The following is a 16,478-nucleotide window of genomic DNA, read 5'->3' as shown; positions in this document are numbered from 1 at the left end:
GCGCAATGGCTTGCTCTGAACCTTTGTTGAGGTCTTAGTGTCGGTGGCCAGAGGTTTGATGGGTGGGGAGCGAGAGGAAGTTACGACGTGAGTATCGAGTCGGTGGCCTACAGCCAGATGTATCGGCGAATGAACGCGCCCCAGGAGGAGCGGCCGTTTCGGCTGGCCACTGCCAAGCGGATCCTGCGGTTCGCCGCGCCACATCGGCGAAGGATCAGTGCGTTCCTGCTGTTCAGCGTGGTTTCCGCGCTGCTTGCCGTGGCGACGCCGGTATTGGCGGGGCGGGTGGTGAATGACATTGTCGGCGGATCCGCACCGCGCGTCGTGGTCACCCTCGCGCTGGCGATCGGCGCGATTGCCGTGTTCGACGCCGCGCTCGGCGTGGTCGTTCGGTGGCTGTCCTCACGGATCGGTGAGGGTCTGATTCTCGATCTGCGCACCACGGTGTTCGATCACGTGCAGAAGATGCCGGTGGCGTTCTTCACCAGGACACGGACCGGCGCGCTGGTCAGTCGGCTCAATAGCGATGTGATCGGGGCCCAGCGGGCGTTCAGCGACACCCTGTCGGGCGTGGTGACCAATCTGGTGACGCTGGCGCTCACTCTCGCGGTCATGGTGCGGATCTCCTGGCAGATCACCTTGCTCGCGCTGGTGCTACTGCCGGTGTTCGTGATTCCGGCACGTCGAATGGGCAATCGGCTCGCCGGGCTGCAACGCGAGGCCGCGGGTCACAACGCGGCCATGAGCACGCAGATGACCGAGCGGTTCTCCGCGCCGGGCGCGACCCTGGTGAAGCTGTTCGGCCGCCCGGAACAGGAGTCCGACGAGTTCGCGCTGCGGGCCCGCCGAGTGCGCGATATCGGCGTGCGCACCGCGATGCTGCAAACCGTGTTCGTCACCTCGCTGACGCTGGTTTCGGCGCTCGCGCTCGCGCTGGTCTACGGACTCGGCGGCTGGTACGCGCTGCGTGGGCAGCTGGACGCGGGCGCGGTTGTCTCGCTCTCGCTGCTGCTGACCAGGCTCTACAGCCCACTGACCGCACTGGCGAGCGCCCGGATGGAAATCATGGCGGCGCTGGTGAGTTTCGAGCGGGTCTTCGAGGTGCTCGATCTGAAGCCACTGATCGAGGACGCGCCCGACGCGGTCGCGGTGCCCGATGGCCCGGTCGCGGTGGAGCTGGACAACGTCACCTTCGGCTACCCCTCGGCTGACAAGGTGTCGCTGGCCTCACTGGAAGATGTCGCGACGCTGGACAGTCGTGGCGGTGTCGAGGTGCTGCACAATGTGTCGCTGCGAGCCGAGCCCGGTCAACTCGTCGCACTGGTCGGCAGTTCGGGCGCGGGTAAATCCACTATCGCGCAGCTTGTTTCCCGGCTCTACGACGTGGACGGCGGAGCGGTGCGGTTGAACGGCACCGACGTGCGGGATCTGACCACGACCTCGATCCGCGAGACGGTCGGCCTCGTCACCCAGGATGGACATCTGTTCCACGACACCGTCCGCGCCAACCTGCTGCTCGCGCGGCCGGCGGCCACCGAGGCCGAGCTGTGGGACGCCCTGGAGCGGGCCAGGTTACGCATGCTGGTCGAGTCGCTACAGGATGGACTCGACACCGTGGTCGGTGAACGCGGCTACCGCCTCTCCGGCGGCGAACGCCAGCGGCTCACCATCGCACGACTGCTGCTCAAGCAGCCGCGCGTGGTGATCCTCGACGAGGCGACCGCCTCGCTGGACTCGACCTCGGAAGCCGCTGTCCAGGAGGCGCTTTCCGAAGCACTCCAGGGGCGGACCGCCCTGGTGATCGCACACCGGCTATCCACTATTCGCGCCGCCGACCAGATCCTGGTGCTGGAGGACGGCCGAATCGTGGAGCGCGGCACGCACACTCAGCTGCTCGCCGCCGATGGGCGCTACGCCGAGCTGTACCGCACCCAGTTCGCGGAAGATCCCGTCACCGCCGCCGCATGACCCTCAGCGCTCGCGCCGCGACTCCAGCCCCTCCATGATCCGATCGAGCCCGTATCGGAACTGGCGGTCGCGCGCGATCGCCGGGTCCTGATCCCAGACGCCTCGCACATCCGCCTGCCGCAATCTCGGGTAGTCATGGGCGGCCTGTTCGGCGGCGGGCCGCAGGTTGGCGATCAGTTCCGATTCGGTCTGTCCGCTGCGGGCCAGCAAGGTCAGCCACGCGGCCTCGCTGATCCCGATGCCGATGACGTAGCTGATGAGAGCGCCGATCGCGTCGCTGCTTTCAACTGGGGCGAAGCCGCCGACCTCGAACAGCGCGAGCATGCGGTCGTTGAGCCGCATGACATTCGGGCCGAGGTAGGACAGGCCGACCTGACCGAGAGTCGAGGCCATCCACGGGTGCCGCAGGATCATGGCCCGGTGGCTTGCCGCGCACTGCTCGGCGGCCGCGCGCCACTGCGCCGGGTCATTGATCTCCGGCACCCGGATCTCGCCGTATACCTCGTCGACGACCAATTCGATGAGTTCGTCGCGGTTGGCCACATGCCGGTATAGCGAGGTGGCGCCCGCATTGAGGCGGGCACCGAGTTGCCGCATGCTCAGTGCCTCCATCCCCTCGGCATCCAATAGCGCGACAGCCTCCGCCACGATCTGCTCTCTGGTCAGCGCGGGCTGTTCCCTGCCGCGTCGCGGCCTTGTCCAGACCGATCCGACCGGCTGCTTCTCGACGGGCACGTCGTCTCCTTTCGACGCCGTCAGCATAGCGCACAACGTTCTCTATTGCGAACGCTCAAGTTCTATGCGTACAGTGTTCGCAACTCGAGAACATTGTTCGCATCGCCGGTGAGAGAGAGTTTCCGATGGACACGAATGAAGCGCGCAACCCGCGGCGCTGGTGGATTCTGATCGTGCTGTGCCTGAGCACGCTGGTTCTGATCATCGACAACTTCGTGCTCGCCGTCGCGGTGCCGTCGCTGACCGAGGATCTGAACGCGAGCGCCCAGGACATCCAATGGATCCTCGACTCCTACATCCTGGTCTTCGCGGGCACGCTGCTCACTGCGGGCAGCCTGGCCGACCGGTTCGGCAGGCGCAGGGTGATGGTCATCGGACTCGCCCTTTTCGGGCTTGCCTCCGTGGTGGCAACGCTGGCCGCCAACCCCGCCGAGCTGATTGCCGCGCGCGCCGTAATGGGCATCGGCGGCGCATTGGTGTTGCCGAGCACGCTGTCGATCCTGATCACCGTGTTCGACGACGCGGAGCGGCGCAAGGCCATGAGCGCATGGAGCGCCGCCTCGGTGCTCGGACTCGTCGGCGGGCCCGTCCTGGGTGGCGTGCTGATCGCGCACTTCTGGTGGGGCGCGGCGTTTTTGATCAACATCCCGGTCGCCGCCATTGCCGTCGTCGCCGCGCTGGTACTGATGCCGGAATCAAAGGGACCGTGGACCGAGCCCGATGTACCCGGCGCGCTGCTGTCCGCGATCGGCATGACCGCGCTTGTCTGGACCATCATCGAATTCCCCACCGGCGGTTTCGATCACATCGGCACGCTGGCAACTTCGGCCATCGCCATCATCAGCCTGGTCTCATTCGTCGTCTGGGAAAAGCGCGTCGAGCATCCGATGGTGCCGCTGCGACTGTTCCGCGACCGCGACTTCGCCGGTGGCAGCCTCTCGCTGACTCTTGTTCAGGTCGCCAATGGCGGTCTGCTGCTTGTGCTGACCCAGTACCTGCAATTCGTGCTCGGCTACTCACCGACCAAGGCCGGACTTGCCTTCATCCCGATGCTGTTCGCCTCCATCACGTTCAACGGCATCGGCGCGAGCCTCGGCGGTAAGGTCGGCAATCGCACCCTCGCGGTGACCGGCATGCTGACCAGCACCGTCGGTCTCGGGCTGCTGGCCAACCTGTCGGCCGATAGCGACTTCAGCACACTGGCCACCGCGCTGGTCGTACTCGGCGCAGGCGCCGGGCTCGCGCAGCCCGCCGCCATCTCCGCGCTGATGGGAGCGGTGCCCGCCGAACAGGCAGGCGTCGGCTCCGCACTGAACGACACCATCCAGCAGGCGGGCGCCGCGCTCGGCATCGCCGTCCTCGGCAGCGTCCTGTCCAGCACCTTCACCGCTGCCATGCCGGAGTCCGCTCCGGAAACCGCTCGTCGATCCATCGGCGACGCACTCGCGGTGGCCGCCGGCACCGGCGACAGCGCGCTGGTCACCACGGCCCGCGACGCCTTCGCCACCGCCATGTCGGCCAGCTTCATCGCCGGCGGCGCCGGTGTCCTCGCCGCAGCAGTGCTGGCCCTGTTCGTCATGCGCAACGGCAAATCCGCCCCGGAACCCGAGACCGAGGAAACAGACCCTGTCGCGGAAAACCTCTGTGTCGATCGGGCAAACACCAAGTAGCCCAGCCGAATACACCGAGGCCCGGCTCGATCGGAATCCCCGATCGGGCCGGGCTTCGGTGATCGAGTCCAGTGATCAGAATTCGCCCGCGACCCCGAAGACCGTGCGGCCGGAGTGGGTGCCGCCCTGGATGGAGCGCAGCACCCTTTCGGCTTCGATGATGGGGGCGAAGTGCTCGATCGTCGAAAGATGCCGGGGGCGAAGTTCGTTGCCGAGGCGCGTCCAGAGGGCACGGCGCTTTTCGATCGGGACGTAGGCGGAGTCGATGCCGAGAAGGTCGACACCGCGCAGGATGAAGGGCATGACCGTGGTGGGGAGACCGGCGCCGCCGGTGAGGCCGCTGACAGCTACCGCACCGCCGTAGCCGGTCGCACTGAGAATGTAGGCGAGGGACTTACCGCCGACGCTGTCGACCGCACCAGCCCACCTGGCCTTGGCCAGCGGGCGCGGTTTTGCGTCCGGGTCCTCCGGCAGCCTGCCGATCACCTCGTTGGCGCCCAGTTCGGCCAATAGGTCGGCGGCGTCGGTCTTGCCGGTGGAGGCGATCACCTCGAAACCGAGACCGGACAGGATATCGATGGCAACGCTGCCGACACCGCCGGTGGCACCGGTGACAAGCACCGCGCCGGTCTCCGGAGTGAGCTCGCGATCGAGCAGGCCCTGCACGCTCAATGCCGCGGTGAAACCGGCGGTGCCGAGCGCGGCGGCGTCGCGTGGGCTCAGGCCGTCGAGCCTGACCACCCAGTCGGCGGGCACCCTGGCGTACTCGGCGAAACCACCGTGGTGTGAGACGCCGATGTCGTAGCCGTGCGCCACCACCAGATCGCCGGGCGCGAAGCTGTCGTCCTCGGAGGAGACGACCTCACCGGTGAGGTCGATACCGGGGATGATCGGGTATTTCCGGACCACGCCACCGCCCGGGGTGATCGCGAGCCCGTCCTTGAAGTTGGCGCTCGAGTAGTGCACCTTGATCGTCACATCGCCAGGTCCGAGGAAATCCTCGTTGACCAGCCGGCGCTCCAGCGCGATCCCGCTGTCCGATTCTTGTGCAACCATCGCCCAGAACTCCATGCCGACGAGCATACGAGCGTCCACACGCGGCGGGCCGGAACTCGCGGTCGAACCGAGGGTCGCGGCAGCCGTTCATTCCGGGACGAGTTCGAGACGGACCCCGAGCAGACGGATAGGGCGGTCGAGATCGAAGCGATCGATGATGCGCAGCGCGGTCGCCACGATCCCGGCGATATCGGCGGTCGGCTCAGGGAGTTTCTCCTGTTTGCTGCGCGTGTAGAAGGTTTTGGTGCGGACAGTGACCGAGACCCTGGCACTGATTCGTCCCGCCTCGGCCATCTCTTCGGCCACCTCGGTGGCCAAGCGCGCGACCTGAGCGCGGATTTCTTCCGGATCGGTGAGGTCGTGCGGGAATGTCTCGGACTTGCTGCGGCCCACCGGCACTCGTGGCTCGGTCGTCACATCGGCATCGCCTTTACCGTGTCCGAGCACCCAGAGGTACGGGCCGGTGTTGGGACCGAACTCGGCGGCAAGGCGATGACGGTCCGACGCCATCAGGTCGGCGACCGTCTCGATGCCGAGCTCGGCCATCCTGGCGGCGATCCGACTTCCGATGCCCCACAGGGCATTTGTCGGTCGATGCGCCATCACCTCGGTCCAGTTCGCCGCGGTGAGCCGGAAGACGCCCCCCGCCGCGCCCTCGCCTTCGGCCGGTTCCGCCGACGATTTTCCGGTGGATTTGGCGAAGCCGGTGGCGAGTTTGGCGGTCAGCTTGTTGTCACCGATTCCGACGCAACAGGTGAGATCCAGTTCGGCTATGGCACTGCGGATCTCGCGTGCGAGGTGCTCGGGGTCATCGGTGTCGGCGGCGAGAAACGCCTCGTCCCAGCCCCACACCTCGACCCGCCCAGGAAATGTCCGCAGCAGCGACATCACCTCGTCGGAGGCCTCTTCATAGGTGGCCATATCCAGCGGCAGGAAGACCCCTTCCGGACATTTCCGTTGCGCGCTGCGCAGCGCCATCCCGGCACGGATGCCGAACGCGCGAGCCGGGTAGGACGCGCAGGTCACCACCTTGCGTGGTTCGGTCGGGTCGCCGTTGCCGCCGACGATGACCGGCAGACCACGCAGCTCCGGGCGGCGACGGAACTCCACCGCCGCTTGGAACTGATCGAGATCGACGTGCAACAGCCATCTGGCCATATGTCCGTCATACCGCACCGCACCGACAACCAGCCGGTATTCCGCCCAGACCATTGCGCGGCTCGGAAAACAGAACTGAATTCGGCCCGGCCACCCTGGGTGCGCGAGAGCGACAGCAATCGCGAATTCATGGCGAATGTGGCCCGCTGATGGCGGACCAACCCGAAGCCAAGGGCCGTGCACGTTCAGCGTGCACGGCCCCTTCGATCTATCAGGCGGAAGCCGCGAAGGCCATGCCTCCCAGCGCTGGCTCGGCGACCGGTTCGATGGCGTAGGCCAGGATCTCGGCCACGTCGGCGACGGGGCGGACATCCAGGGCGGCAAGCACATCCGCCGGAACGTCGTCCAGATCCGGCTCGTTGCGTGCCGGAATGAACACCGTCTTCAATCCGGCGCGCTGCGCGGCGAGCAGTTTCTGCTTCACGCCGCCGATCGGCAGCACCCGGCCGTTCAGCGTGACCTCACCGGTCATGCCGACATCCGCGCGGACCTGCCGGTCCAGCGCCAGCGACACCAATGCGGTGACCATCGTGACGCCCGCGGAAGGACCGTCCTTCGGCACCGCGCCCGCGGGGAAGTGCACGTGGATATTCCGATCGAGCACCGACGGTTCGATGCCGATCTCTTCCAGGTGCGAGCGCACGTAGGTGAGGGCGATCTGCGCCGACTCCTTCATGACGTCGCCGAGCTGACCGGTCAGGGTGAGTGACCGCTCGCCCTCCGCGCCATTGGCCTCGATGTAGAGGACGTCGCCGCCGAGACCGGTTACCGCGAGGCCGGTCGCGACGCCGGGCACCGCGGTGCGTTCCACCGAGTCGGGGGTGAAGCGCGGGCGGCCGAGGTACTCCTTCAGATCACCCAAGTCGATCGTCAGTTCATCCTGAGCGGACCCCGCGCCGTCGGGCCGCACCAGTGCGTCGTAACCGAGTTCGGCGCCATAACCCAGATCGGTCGGCACCGATTCGCCCGCATCCGAGTCCTTTGCCACCTCGGCAAGTCGAGTCGCCGCCTTGCGCAATGCCTTGGCGACCAGCCGTTCCATCTGCCGCACACCGGCTTCCCTGGTGTAGTTCGCGGCGATCTCACGCAGTGCCGCATCGGTGATGGTCACCTCGTCGGTGGTCAGCGCGTTGCGTTCCAGCTGCCGTGGCACCAGGAAGTCGCGGGCGATGCCGACCTTGTCGTCCTCGGTGTAGCCGTCGACGGTGATCAGCTCCATCCGGTCCAGCAGCGGGCCGGGGATGGTCTCCATGACGTTGGCCGTCGCGATGAACAGCACGTCGGACAGGTCGAGATCCAGATCGAGGTAGTGGTCGCGGAAGGTGTGGTTCTGCGCCGGATCGAGCACCTCGAGCAGCGCGGCCGCCGGATCGCCACGGAAGTCGGAGCCGACCTTGTCGATCTCGTCCAGCAGGACGACGGGATTCATCGATCCCGCCTCCTTCATCGCACGGACGATGCGGCCGGGCAGCGCGCCGACGTAGGTGCGCCGGTGGCCACGGATCTCGGCCTCGTCGCGCACGCCGCCGAGGGCGACGCGAACGAACTTGCGGCCCATGGCACGTGCCACGGACTCACCGAGCGAGGTCTTGCCGACACCGGGCGGGCCGACCAGTGCGAGGACCGCACCGGAGCCGCGTCCACCGACGACCTCCAGGCCACGCGAGGCCCGCCGCGAACGCACGGCCAGGTACTCGACCATGCGATCCTTCACCTCGTCCAGGCCGTGGTGATCGGCGTCCAGCACCGCGCGAGCGGCCGAAACGTCGGTGCTGTCGGTGGTTTTCACCGTCCATGGCAGCTCGAGCACGGTGTCGAGCCAGGTCCGGATCCAGCCGGTTTCCGGGCTCTGATCGCTGGCCCGCTCCAGCCTGCCGACCTCGCGCAGCGCCTCCGCGCGCACGTCGTCGGGCAGATCGGCCTGCTCGACCCTGGTCCGGTAGTCGTCCGCGCCATCGGGCTCGTCCTCGCCGAGTTCCTTGCGAATAGCGTTGAGCTGCTGGCGCAGCAGGAACTCGCGCTGACTCTTCTCCAGACCCTCGCGCACGTCGTCACTGATCTTCTCGGTGACCTCGGCCTCTGCGATGTGGTCCTTGGTCCACTCGATCAGCGTGGTAAGACGCGCTGCGACATCGGGGGTTTCGAGCAGTTCACGCTTCTGGTCGTTGCTCAGGTACGGAGCGTAGCCCGCGGTGTCGGCGATGGCCGACGGCTCGGCGAGCTGATTGACCGCGTCGATGATCTGCCACGCCTCGCGACGCTGTAGTACCGAGACGACCAGCTTCTTGTATTCGGCGGCGAGCTCTTTGGTGCGCCCATCGGCGGCAGGGGTGTCGACCGGCTCCGCCTCGACCCACAGCGCCGCGCCGGGCCCGGTCACTCCGTGGCCGATCTTCGCGCGCCGTTCGGCCTTCAGTACCGCGGCCGGAGCACCGCCGCGCATCCGTCCCACCTGTTCGATGGTGGCGACGACGCCGTAGGAGGCATAGCCCTCGGTCAGTCGCGGCGCGAGCAGCACCGCTTCGGTCTTCGCCGCCCGCGCGGCGTCGATGGCGGCCTGTGCCGATTCGTCCAGTTCGATGGGCACGACCATGCCCGGCAGCACGATCGGGTCGGTCAGGAACAGGACCGGCAGGTTCTGTGGTGTAGTCACGTGTTCGACCCTTCCAAAAGTTGAGCGATGCTCAGTCAACCCCGCCAGTTCTACGTTTGTTCCTGCCTGCCCCCGACGTTCGCTCCTGGCGAATTGCGGGTTCTCATGCACAACCACTGACCGGCCCGGTTCGACCTGATGGTGAATACGCCCGCCCCGACGAAATCGCCGGGACCGGAGGCCCGAACGGGCAGCAGGAACCGCACGAGCCGGGCCCGGACACCTCCGGCAGACTGCGACCGGTGATCATCCAGCCTGCCAGCCGGTGACATCTATATAGGCCGTGAGCCTCGGCCCCACCGCCGTCGACTTTGCGTTCGTCCCGAAACCGCTGGTGCACAACGCGTCTCATAACCAAGGTTCGAGACGGGAACCTGGGCGAAGCGATACGGGTAAGTGCGCAACCGAAACCCTCTGTGCGTGACATACCCCACAATGGCCGCACGCCAACAGCAGCGAAAACAACTGGTGTCATCCGTCGTCCGGCAGCGTGTTAACGGAACGATCGCGCTCGGCGATTTACCTATTGATCGGCAATTTGTCGGCACACGGCTATGGAGGCTTCGGATGCTTGTCAATTTTCTGAATCGGTTGCTCGATACCGTGGGCGACGAGGGGCATCCGCCTGCTGAGGCGACGGGTTTGAAGACCGTTGCAGATGACGACAAGATGGACGCGCTCCGAAGGGACGTGGAGCACCAAAGGTATGTACTGACCAGGTTGCTCCTCATGAAATAGGGAAGCCCAGCTGGCACTGTCGGTATTGCGCGCAGCACTGTCCCGTTGCGCGGAGCAAATGCGGTTCTCAGCAACCGATGTCGAAATAGCATCGCGGCGAGAACGTATCTAAAACTCTGAGCTAGTTATCTGAATCGCCCCGACTTTCCGGGCCATTCGACGCGCGTTTCGAATATTCGCGGTCGAGTTGTTCGAGCATTCTGCTCCAAAAGATGAATAAGCGGTCTATCCATGCCGGATCGGCGCGTAGGCGTCGACGAGGTCGGCCTCCTCCGCGGTGTCGAATGCGGCGAGGTCGATCTCGAAACACGGCCGTACCTCAGCCAACAGTCGAAGGACTCCGGGCAGAGTCGCGCGGCATCAACCGAACTCGACGGACTCACCGGGCGGCCGCCGAGTTGCAACCTGGCGGCTACTTGGGCGCGACTACTAGGTACTCCAAATCCGAAGACACTGCGGACCGCCGTTCGTGAGGACCTCTGGGCCGCCCTGACTCTGTGCCACGGATCTACCGAATCGGCGACCAGGTGCGCCATATCCAGATACCGGTCGACGCCGGGATCAGACCCGCGTTGACACCCCGGCGGAGCCAATGAGAATGTTGGGGCCTTGCTATGTCACTACCCGGTCAGCGCTAGGGGGACCCCGCGATGTCAGTGATCGCCTCCGGTGTATTCATCGACTGGGAAAATCTCACAGGGCAGTCCAAGTTCACCGTCGATCTGATTACCTTTCCCATTTTCAGCGCATTGGCAGGCTGGCTCACAAACTGGACCGGCGTCCTGATGTTGTTCTGGCCGATCATTTTTCGCGGTATCCGGATCCCGGGCCTGCACGTGTTGTATCCGTACTTCCCGCGCCGGGTCCAGGTGCTTCCGACGTTCTCGGGAGACGGGCGCAGGCTCGGATTTCAGGGGTTCATTCCGGCGCGCGCGGAAAAAATGGCCAGTATCTGTGTCGACAAGGCGTTGATGCGGATCGGCAGCCCGAAGGATTTCATCCATGAACTGGATTTGGACGGAATCGCCGACTACATCGCGATACTCGCGAGCAAACAGGTGCAACCGCTGGTCGACGAGCTGATGACCCGGGAGAACCCGGAGCTGTGGCGCAATATGCCGCGCGCGATGAGACAGCTCGTCTACCAGCGGGTGGACCGCGAACTGCCGGCGCTGTGCAGGCGTTCGTTCGAATCGCTCGGCGACAATGTCGATCAGCTCATCGATATCAAGAGTTTTGTCATTCGGTACTTACAGGAAAATCCCACCATCCTGAAGGACCTGACCACCACCATCGCCGCACCCGAGCTGAAGTTCATGGTCAGGGTCGGCCTGCTCGGCGGGCCATTCGGCCTGCTGCTCGCGCTGTATCTGCACGCGCACGAACACATTCCGGTGCTCGGCTGGGTGCCCGGCTGGGTGATCGTGTTGCTCGCGGGCGCCGCGATCGGTGTCATCGTCAATGTCATCGCGGTGAAGATGGTGTTCGAGCCCGGCGATCCGCAACCGCGCTACAAGTACCTGTGGCGGCAGGCGCTGCTGGCCAAGCGACAGCCGCAGGCGGCCACCGACCTCGCACACATCCTGGCCTACCAGGTGCTGACGCTGCCGAACCTGTCAAAGGAACTGCTAGAGGGCCCCAACGGCGACAAGACCCGTCAACTGCTCGAGCGGTTGATCGCCGACGAGATCCATCGCCAACTCGGCCCGACCACCTCGCTGGTGCGTGCGGCCTTCGGACGCCGCCAGTTCGACAACCTCAAGGTCGGCGCGGTCGGCGCCGCGGTGGGCCTCGCGCCGAGCCTGGTCGAGGACGAGCAGTTCACACTCGAGCAGGCGAAGAAGATCGACGAATTCGCCGCGCGCAAACTCCAGACCCTCACACCGGGTGAGTTCATGGAGATGTTCTACGCCTCGGTCGAGCAGGACGCCTGGCTGCTCTACCTGCACGGCGCACTGCTCGGCCTGGTCGTCGGCGCCACCCACATGCTCCTTTTCGGCTGGTAGGACCAAATACAAGCACGCGTGCTTGCATTTTTCGGAACCCGCTGCGATGCTGAGGCGCAAAGGTGCACAGAGCGGTGTGCCCGCGACCGCAAGGAAACAGATGGCTGACCTCGACGCGCTGCTCGGTGACTTCGTCGCGGAATGCGCGGACCTGGAAAACATGGTCGCGCCGCTGACGCCGGAAGCCTGGTCCACGCCCACACCCGCGGCGGGCTGGGACATCTCCCATCAGATCGGCCATCTGACCTGGACCGATGAGATAGCCATCGTCGCAGCCACCGATGCGGCCGGATTCGCCGAGCTGCTGGTCGAGGCCGCACCGAAGGCGCTGACCTTCGTCGACGAGGCGGCCGACGCGGCAGCGAGCACGCCCGCGCCGGAGCTGCTCGACCGCTGGCGCCGTGGCCGCATCGCCCTCATCGACGCCTTGCGCGCGGTTCCCGTCGGCACCAAGCTTCCGTGGTTCGGCCCACCGATGAGCGCGGCGTCCATGATCAGCGCGAGGATCATGGAGACCTGGGCACACGGACAGGATGTGGCCGACGCTCTCGGCCTCACCAGGCCACCGACCTCCCGGTTGCGCACCGTCGCCCACCTGGGCGTGCGCACCAGAAACTTCGCCTACTCGGTGCACGGCAAGACCGCACCGACCGAGGAATTCCTGGTCGAGCTCAGTGCACCCGATGGGACACTCTGGTCATGGGGGCCAGCCGACGCCACACAGCGCGTCACCGGCCCTGCCCTCGACTTCTGCCTGTTGGCGACGCAGCGACGCCATCGCGACGATCTGGCGCTCGAGACGATCGGCGCGGACGCCGCGGAGTGGCTGAGCATCGTGCAGGCTTTTGCCGGAGGTACCGGAGAAGGCAGAGCAGCGGGCCAGTTCGCCTGACCCGCTGCCCATGCCAACCACCCGGACCAAAAGATTCGGGGAGCGGGCGAGCGCCACACTTGGGTGCGCCGTACGTGTCGACGGCCGGACGCCGTTGGCCGGAGGTGTCCCGATTGGCAGTCGAGAATGGCGCTCGCCAGCTATCTGGGTTTACCCGCCCGTTGGCTGGAGGAAACATGGATGACGCAAAAAATATGCGTGGATCCGCCCGCTGATGACGCCTTTCGCACAGCATTGTGATGCTGCTCTCACCGATGCGGCAGCCCCACAGGCAACACCGTAACCTTGATAAGCGTATGGCTTTCAACGATGCGGGCCGCGCGCTGCAAGGGGAGCAGGGGCGGAGGGAAGGAAAAGCATCGTGACTTCACACAAGCCTGCCCAGATCATCAGACATGCCGCGATCGTGCTCGCGGGCACGGCCAGTCTCAGTCTCACCGTTGTCGCCGGTGCTTACATCGTGAACCAGATGGCCGACACCCATCGCACCGGTAGCGAACTCTCGTCACCACCCACCTCAACCGTTCAGGACACGACCGCCGACACCGGCCCCACCGTGTCCGAGACGCTGCTGAGCAGCGGCAGCCGCGATCTCCCCGCACTTCTCGTGCCCCCGGCCGCCGATACCCCTGCCGCGTCCTCGAATATCGCTGAACCGCATGCCGATCCGGCCGTCCACACGGCGGGGCTGGCAGGAAAACTCAGACTCGGAACCACTTATGTCGGTGCGCAACTGGCGTCGATCCGTGCCGACACCATCGCGTTCACCGTCGACACCAACGCATTGACCGGACTGTCGGATTTCCTGCTGTCCGCGCCGATCCAGGAACAGCGCGGCGTCGATGTCGACCCGGCGGCAACCACCCGGTTGCGCACCGAATTCGACACTCACGGCCAAGTCACTGTGACGTTTTCCGACCCGGGCCTCGGGCAACACGCACTGCACCTGAACCGGTACCCCGCGCCGGCCAAGGAGTCCGTGCCGCTGGAGTCCGTGCCCGCGATGACGGCCGATACCGCGGTACCCGAAACCGCAGTGGCACCGATGAACTCGGCACCACGCCCCAGCCTGAAGACAGCGCCGAGCACCATCGACGTGTGACCGGAGGCGCACACCCGGGCTGGCAGCTCACGGCGACAACTGATTTCGTATGCACATGGGTAACTCATCGGGCGGAACAGACTTTTGCGTGGTCGGTGGGGGGATCGTCGGCGTGGCGACGGCGCATCGGATTCTCGAACGCCATCCGGGGGCGAGCCTGGTACTCGTCGAGAAGGCCGCCGCGCTCGCCACACATCAGACCGGGCACAACAGCGGCGTCATCCACTCCGGCATCTACTACCCGCCCGACAGCCTGAAAGCCACGCTGTGCAGGCGAGGCGCGCAGTGGACAAAGGATTTCGCCGCGGCGCACGACATTCCGTTCGACGTGTGCGGAAAACTGCTTGTCGCGACCGACGCCGCCGAGTACGAGCGGATGCTCGCGCTGCACGAACGGTCGGTCGCCAATGGCGTCGATGTCGAACTGATCGACGCGGCCGAACTGACCCGCCGCGAACCGCATGTGACGGGAGTCGGCGCACTGTTCGTGCCGAGTACCGGCATCGTCGACTACACCCGCATCACCACGGCCATGGCCGAAGAGATCCGCGCGGCGGGCGGCCGGATCGTGCTCGGCGCCGAGATCGACGCGATCACCGAGACCGATGACGCGGTGACCGCCTCGGGTCCGTCGGGTTCCTGGACCGCACGCACGCTGGTGGTATGCGCTGGGCTGCAGGCCGATCGGATGGCCGCGCTCGCGGGTCTGCGCACCGACTTCCGCATCGTGCCGTTCCGCGGCGAGTACTACCAATTACCGCCGGAGCGCGCCGAACTTGTTCGGACGCTGATCTATCCGATCCCCGATCCGAATCTGCCATTTCTCGGGGTGCACCTGAGCCCCACCATCGACGGACAACTGACCGTGGGTCCCAACGCGGTGCTCGGCCTGGCCAGGGAGGGCTACCGCAAGGGCAGCATCGATGCGCGCGACGCGCGGGAGGTGCTCGGCTTCCCCGGCGTCCATCGGGTCGCTCGCGCGCATCTGCGGACCGGGGCGCGAGAATTGCGCAACTCGCTGTTCAAGCGCGGCTACCTGGCCGAATGCCGACGTTACTGTCCCGAGCTGACGGTGGCGGACCTGCGGCCACGCGAGGCGGGTATCCGGGCGCAGGCGGTACTGCGCGACGGCACCCTGGTGCACGACTTCATGATCGAGCGCACGCCACGGTCGATCCATGTGCTCAATGCGCCGTCACCGGCGGCGACCTCGGCCATGCCGATCGCCGAGTATCTGGTCGGCCAACTCTGATCGGACGCCGCCGCGAACCCGGGCGACCGGCCGGTCGCGATCCGGACCAACCAATTCCCCGGCAACCGCTCCAATAAAGAGGAGAGCTGTAGTACTTTTAGCGACAGCCGTGGAGCAGGGAGGGCCTATGGGCCACATCAAGTACGCGAGTGACGTCGGAGCGCCCATCGAAGTGGCCTTCACCTACACCGACAACCACTTGTTCGTACCGGACTGGATGTTCGCTGTGGCCGGCTTCGAGCCGACGGGCGAGATCGACCACGGCCTCGGCGCGCTGTACACGACCAAAGCCCGCGTTCCATTGTGGCGTCCGACCGTGGTCTGCGAGATCACCGAGTACCGGCGCAATGTGGTGATCGGCTACACGCTGCGCGGACGATTGTCGGGAACATTGACGCTGCGGTTCGATCCACTCGGCTATGGACGGTCGGTGCTCACCTCCGAGGCGGAGTACGCTCCACCGAGCGGCCTCCTCGGCCGCCTGTGCCTCGGTCTGGTCAACTCCGCCGTGAAATCGGCGCTGCGACGAACCGAGTCGCAGTTGCGAAGGGAGATAGAGGAATTCCACGGTACCGATCTTGTCGGTCGGATTGCGTAGGGTGCCAGCCATGATCATCGTGAGCACCGACGGATCCTGCCTCCGCAACCCCGGTGGCGCCATCGGCTGGGCGTGGGTCAATCATCAGGGCTCCTCACGAAACGGGGGAGCGGCTTCAGGGACCAATCAGGTCGCGGAGCTACGCGCGGTGCTGGAGGCGATACTCGCGCATCCCGGCGAAGAACCCCTGTTCATCGAGAGCGATTCGCTGTACGCGATCAAGTGCGCCTCGGAGTGGATCTCGGGCTGGCGGGTCAACGGCTGGCGCACCTCCACCGGAGGCGCGGTGAAGAATGTCGAGCTCATCAAGCAGATCGACAGAGCCATCGCGACCCGGCCGGGACCGGTCCGATTCCGTTGGGTCCGTGGGCATGTCGGCAACTACTACAACGAGCAGGCCGACAAGCTGGCGGGCGAAGCGGCAAGACAGGCCGCGGTGTCGGCCGCGGGCAGCGAAGTGGCCGCCGCGGAACTGCCGACGGTGCCCGAGCTGGCTACGGTGGTCGAATTGACGACGAGCGCCGAGGTCACCGAGCCCGCACATGAAAAGACTGCCGGGCCGCGGTCCGCGGGGAAGCCGGTCGCTCCGGCGGCGCCTCAGACATTAACCCTGTTCTGAGTCCGTCGGCGCGAACGGAGCGCAGGACCGC

The 16,478-nt window shown here is 65.9% G+C and carries 13 protein-coding genes; 9 read left to right on the top strand and 4 right to left on the bottom strand.

Going from position 1 to position 16,478, the window contains the following annotated elements; translation table 11 throughout:
• The first annotated feature begins 117 nt into the window (after nt 1-117).
• Complete coding sequence (locus ACLMAJ_RS26565; protein WP_412016680.1) at nt 118-1,968, top strand: ABC transporter ATP-binding protein; 1,851 nt, start codon at nt 118-120, stop codon at nt 1,966-1,968.
• Between the two features lie 3 nt (nt 1,969-1,971).
• Here the strand turns inward: ACLMAJ_RS26565 and ACLMAJ_RS26560 are convergent, their stop codons facing one another.
• Nucleotides 1,972-2,703: a TetR/AcrR family transcriptional regulator gene (locus tag ACLMAJ_RS26560; protein ID WP_412016550.1), complete on the bottom strand. Its 732-nt coding sequence runs from the start codon at nt 2,701-2,703 to the stop codon at nt 1,972-1,974.
• Between the two features lie 125 nt (nt 2,704-2,828).
• Here ACLMAJ_RS26560 and ACLMAJ_RS26555 point away from each other — a divergent pair, with 125 nt between their 5' ends.
• Nucleotides 2,829-4,373 carry an MFS transporter gene (locus ACLMAJ_RS26555; protein ID WP_412016549.1) on the top strand — a complete coding sequence of 515 codons (1,545 nt, stop codon included), beginning with the start codon at nt 2,829-2,831 and terminating at the stop codon, nt 4,371-4,373.
• Nucleotides 4,374-4,448: 75 nt separating this feature from the next.
• Here ACLMAJ_RS26555 and ACLMAJ_RS26550 read toward each other — a convergent pair whose 3' ends face one another.
• The 3 genes from ACLMAJ_RS26550 to lon form a co-directional block, all read right to left on the bottom strand.
• Nucleotides 4,449-5,444, bottom strand: a complete 996-nt coding sequence (locus tag ACLMAJ_RS26550) for an oxidoreductase (RefSeq protein WP_412016548.1) — start codon at nt 5,442-5,444, stop codon at nt 4,449-4,451.
• A gap of 72 nt (nt 5,445-5,516) precedes the next feature.
• The gene (locus tag ACLMAJ_RS26545) at nt 5,517-6,587 is read right to left on the bottom strand and encodes a DNA polymerase IV (protein ID WP_412016679.1); all 1,071 of its coding nucleotides are present in this window, start codon (nt 6,585-6,587) and stop codon (nt 5,517-5,519) included.
• A 211-nt stretch (nt 6,588-6,798) separates the two neighbouring features.
• Nucleotides 6,799-9,180: an endopeptidase La gene (gene lon / locus ACLMAJ_RS26540; protein ID WP_412016678.1), complete on the bottom strand. Its 2,382-nt coding sequence runs from the start codon at nt 9,178-9,180 to the stop codon at nt 6,799-6,801.
• Between the two features lie 480 nt (nt 9,181-9,660).
• Here lon and ACLMAJ_RS26535 point away from each other — a divergent pair, with 480 nt between their 5' ends.
• The 7 genes from ACLMAJ_RS26535 to ACLMAJ_RS26505 all read left to right on the top strand — a co-directional run bounded on the left by ACLMAJ_RS26535 (nt 9,661) and on the right by ACLMAJ_RS26505 (nt 16,447).
• On the top strand, nt 9,661-9,978 hold the full coding sequence (locus ACLMAJ_RS26535; protein WP_412016547.1) for a hypothetical protein: 318 nt from the start codon (nt 9,661-9,663) through the stop codon (nt 9,976-9,978).
• A 650-nt stretch (nt 9,979-10,628) separates the two neighbouring features.
• Entirely contained in the window at nt 10,629-11,984 is a 1,356-nt protein-coding gene (locus ACLMAJ_RS26530) for a DUF445 domain-containing protein (RefSeq protein WP_412016546.1), read from the top strand.
• Between the two features lie 100 nt (nt 11,985-12,084).
• Nucleotides 12,085-12,876, top strand: coding sequence for a TIGR03084 family metal-binding protein (locus ACLMAJ_RS26525; RefSeq protein ID WP_412016545.1), 792 nt, complete (start codon nt 12,085-12,087; stop codon nt 12,874-12,876).
• Nucleotides 12,877-13,237: 361 nt separating this feature from the next.
• Nucleotides 13,238-13,978, top strand: coding sequence for a hypothetical protein (locus ACLMAJ_RS26520; RefSeq protein WP_412016544.1), 741 nt, complete (start codon nt 13,238-13,240; stop codon nt 13,976-13,978).
• A gap of 55 nt (nt 13,979-14,033) precedes the next feature.
• Complete coding sequence (gene lhgO, locus ACLMAJ_RS26515) at nt 14,034-15,230, top strand: L-2-hydroxyglutarate oxidase (protein WP_412016543.1); 1,197 nt, start codon at nt 14,034-14,036, stop codon at nt 15,228-15,230.
• 127 nt (nt 15,231-15,357) lie between these two features.
• Nucleotides 15,358-15,828 carry an SRPBCC family protein gene (locus ACLMAJ_RS26510; RefSeq protein WP_412016542.1) on the top strand — a complete coding sequence of 157 codons (471 nt, stop codon included), beginning with the start codon at nt 15,358-15,360 and terminating at the stop codon, nt 15,826-15,828.
• Nucleotides 15,829-15,838: 10 nt separating this feature from the next.
• Complete coding sequence (locus ACLMAJ_RS26505; protein WP_412016541.1) at nt 15,839-16,447, top strand: ribonuclease H family protein; 609 nt, start codon at nt 15,839-15,841, stop codon at nt 16,445-16,447.
• The last annotated feature ends 31 nt before the right edge of the window (nt 16,448-16,478 follow it).

The sequence above is a fragment of the Nocardia arseniciresistens genome (genome assembly GCF_046764875.1).
GTDB lineage: Bacteria > Actinomycetota > Actinomycetes > Mycobacteriales > Mycobacteriaceae > Nocardia > Nocardia arseniciresistens.
Note: the sequence above shows the minus strand (reverse complement) of the source record. Positions and strands in the feature narration are given on the sequence as shown.

Coding starts and splice junctions, on each gene's coding strand:
- ACLMAJ_RS26565 (WP_412016680.1), top strand. CDS start 118: ATGTATCGGCGAATGAACGCGCCCCAGGAGGAGCGGCCGTTTCGGCTG.
- ACLMAJ_RS26555 (WP_412016549.1), top strand. CDS start 2,829: ATGGACACGAATGAAGCGCGCAACCCGCGGCGCTGGTGGATTCTGATC.
- ACLMAJ_RS26550 (WP_412016548.1), bottom strand. CDS start 5,444: ATGGAGTTCTGGGCGATGGTTGCACAAGAATCGGACAGCGGGATCGCG.
- ACLMAJ_RS26545 (WP_412016679.1), bottom strand. CDS start 6,587: ATGGCCAGATGGCTGTTGCACGTCGATCTCGATCAGTTCCAAGCGGCG.
- lon (WP_412016678.1), bottom strand. CDS start 9,180: ATGGTCGTGCCCATCGAACTGGACGAATCGGCACAGGCCGCCATCGAC.
- ACLMAJ_RS26530 (WP_412016546.1), top strand. CDS start 10,629: ATGTCAGTGATCGCCTCCGGTGTATTCATCGACTGGGAAAATCTCACA.
- ACLMAJ_RS26525 (WP_412016545.1), top strand. CDS start 12,085: ATGGCTGACCTCGACGCGCTGCTCGGTGACTTCGTCGCGGAATGCGCG.
- lhgO (WP_412016543.1), top strand. CDS start 14,034: ATGGGTAACTCATCGGGCGGAACAGACTTTTGCGTGGTCGGTGGGGGG.
- ACLMAJ_RS26510 (WP_412016542.1), top strand. CDS start 15,358: ATGGGCCACATCAAGTACGCGAGTGACGTCGGAGCGCCCATCGAAGTG.
- ACLMAJ_RS26505 (WP_412016541.1), top strand. CDS start 15,839: ATGATCATCGTGAGCACCGACGGATCCTGCCTCCGCAACCCCGGTGGC.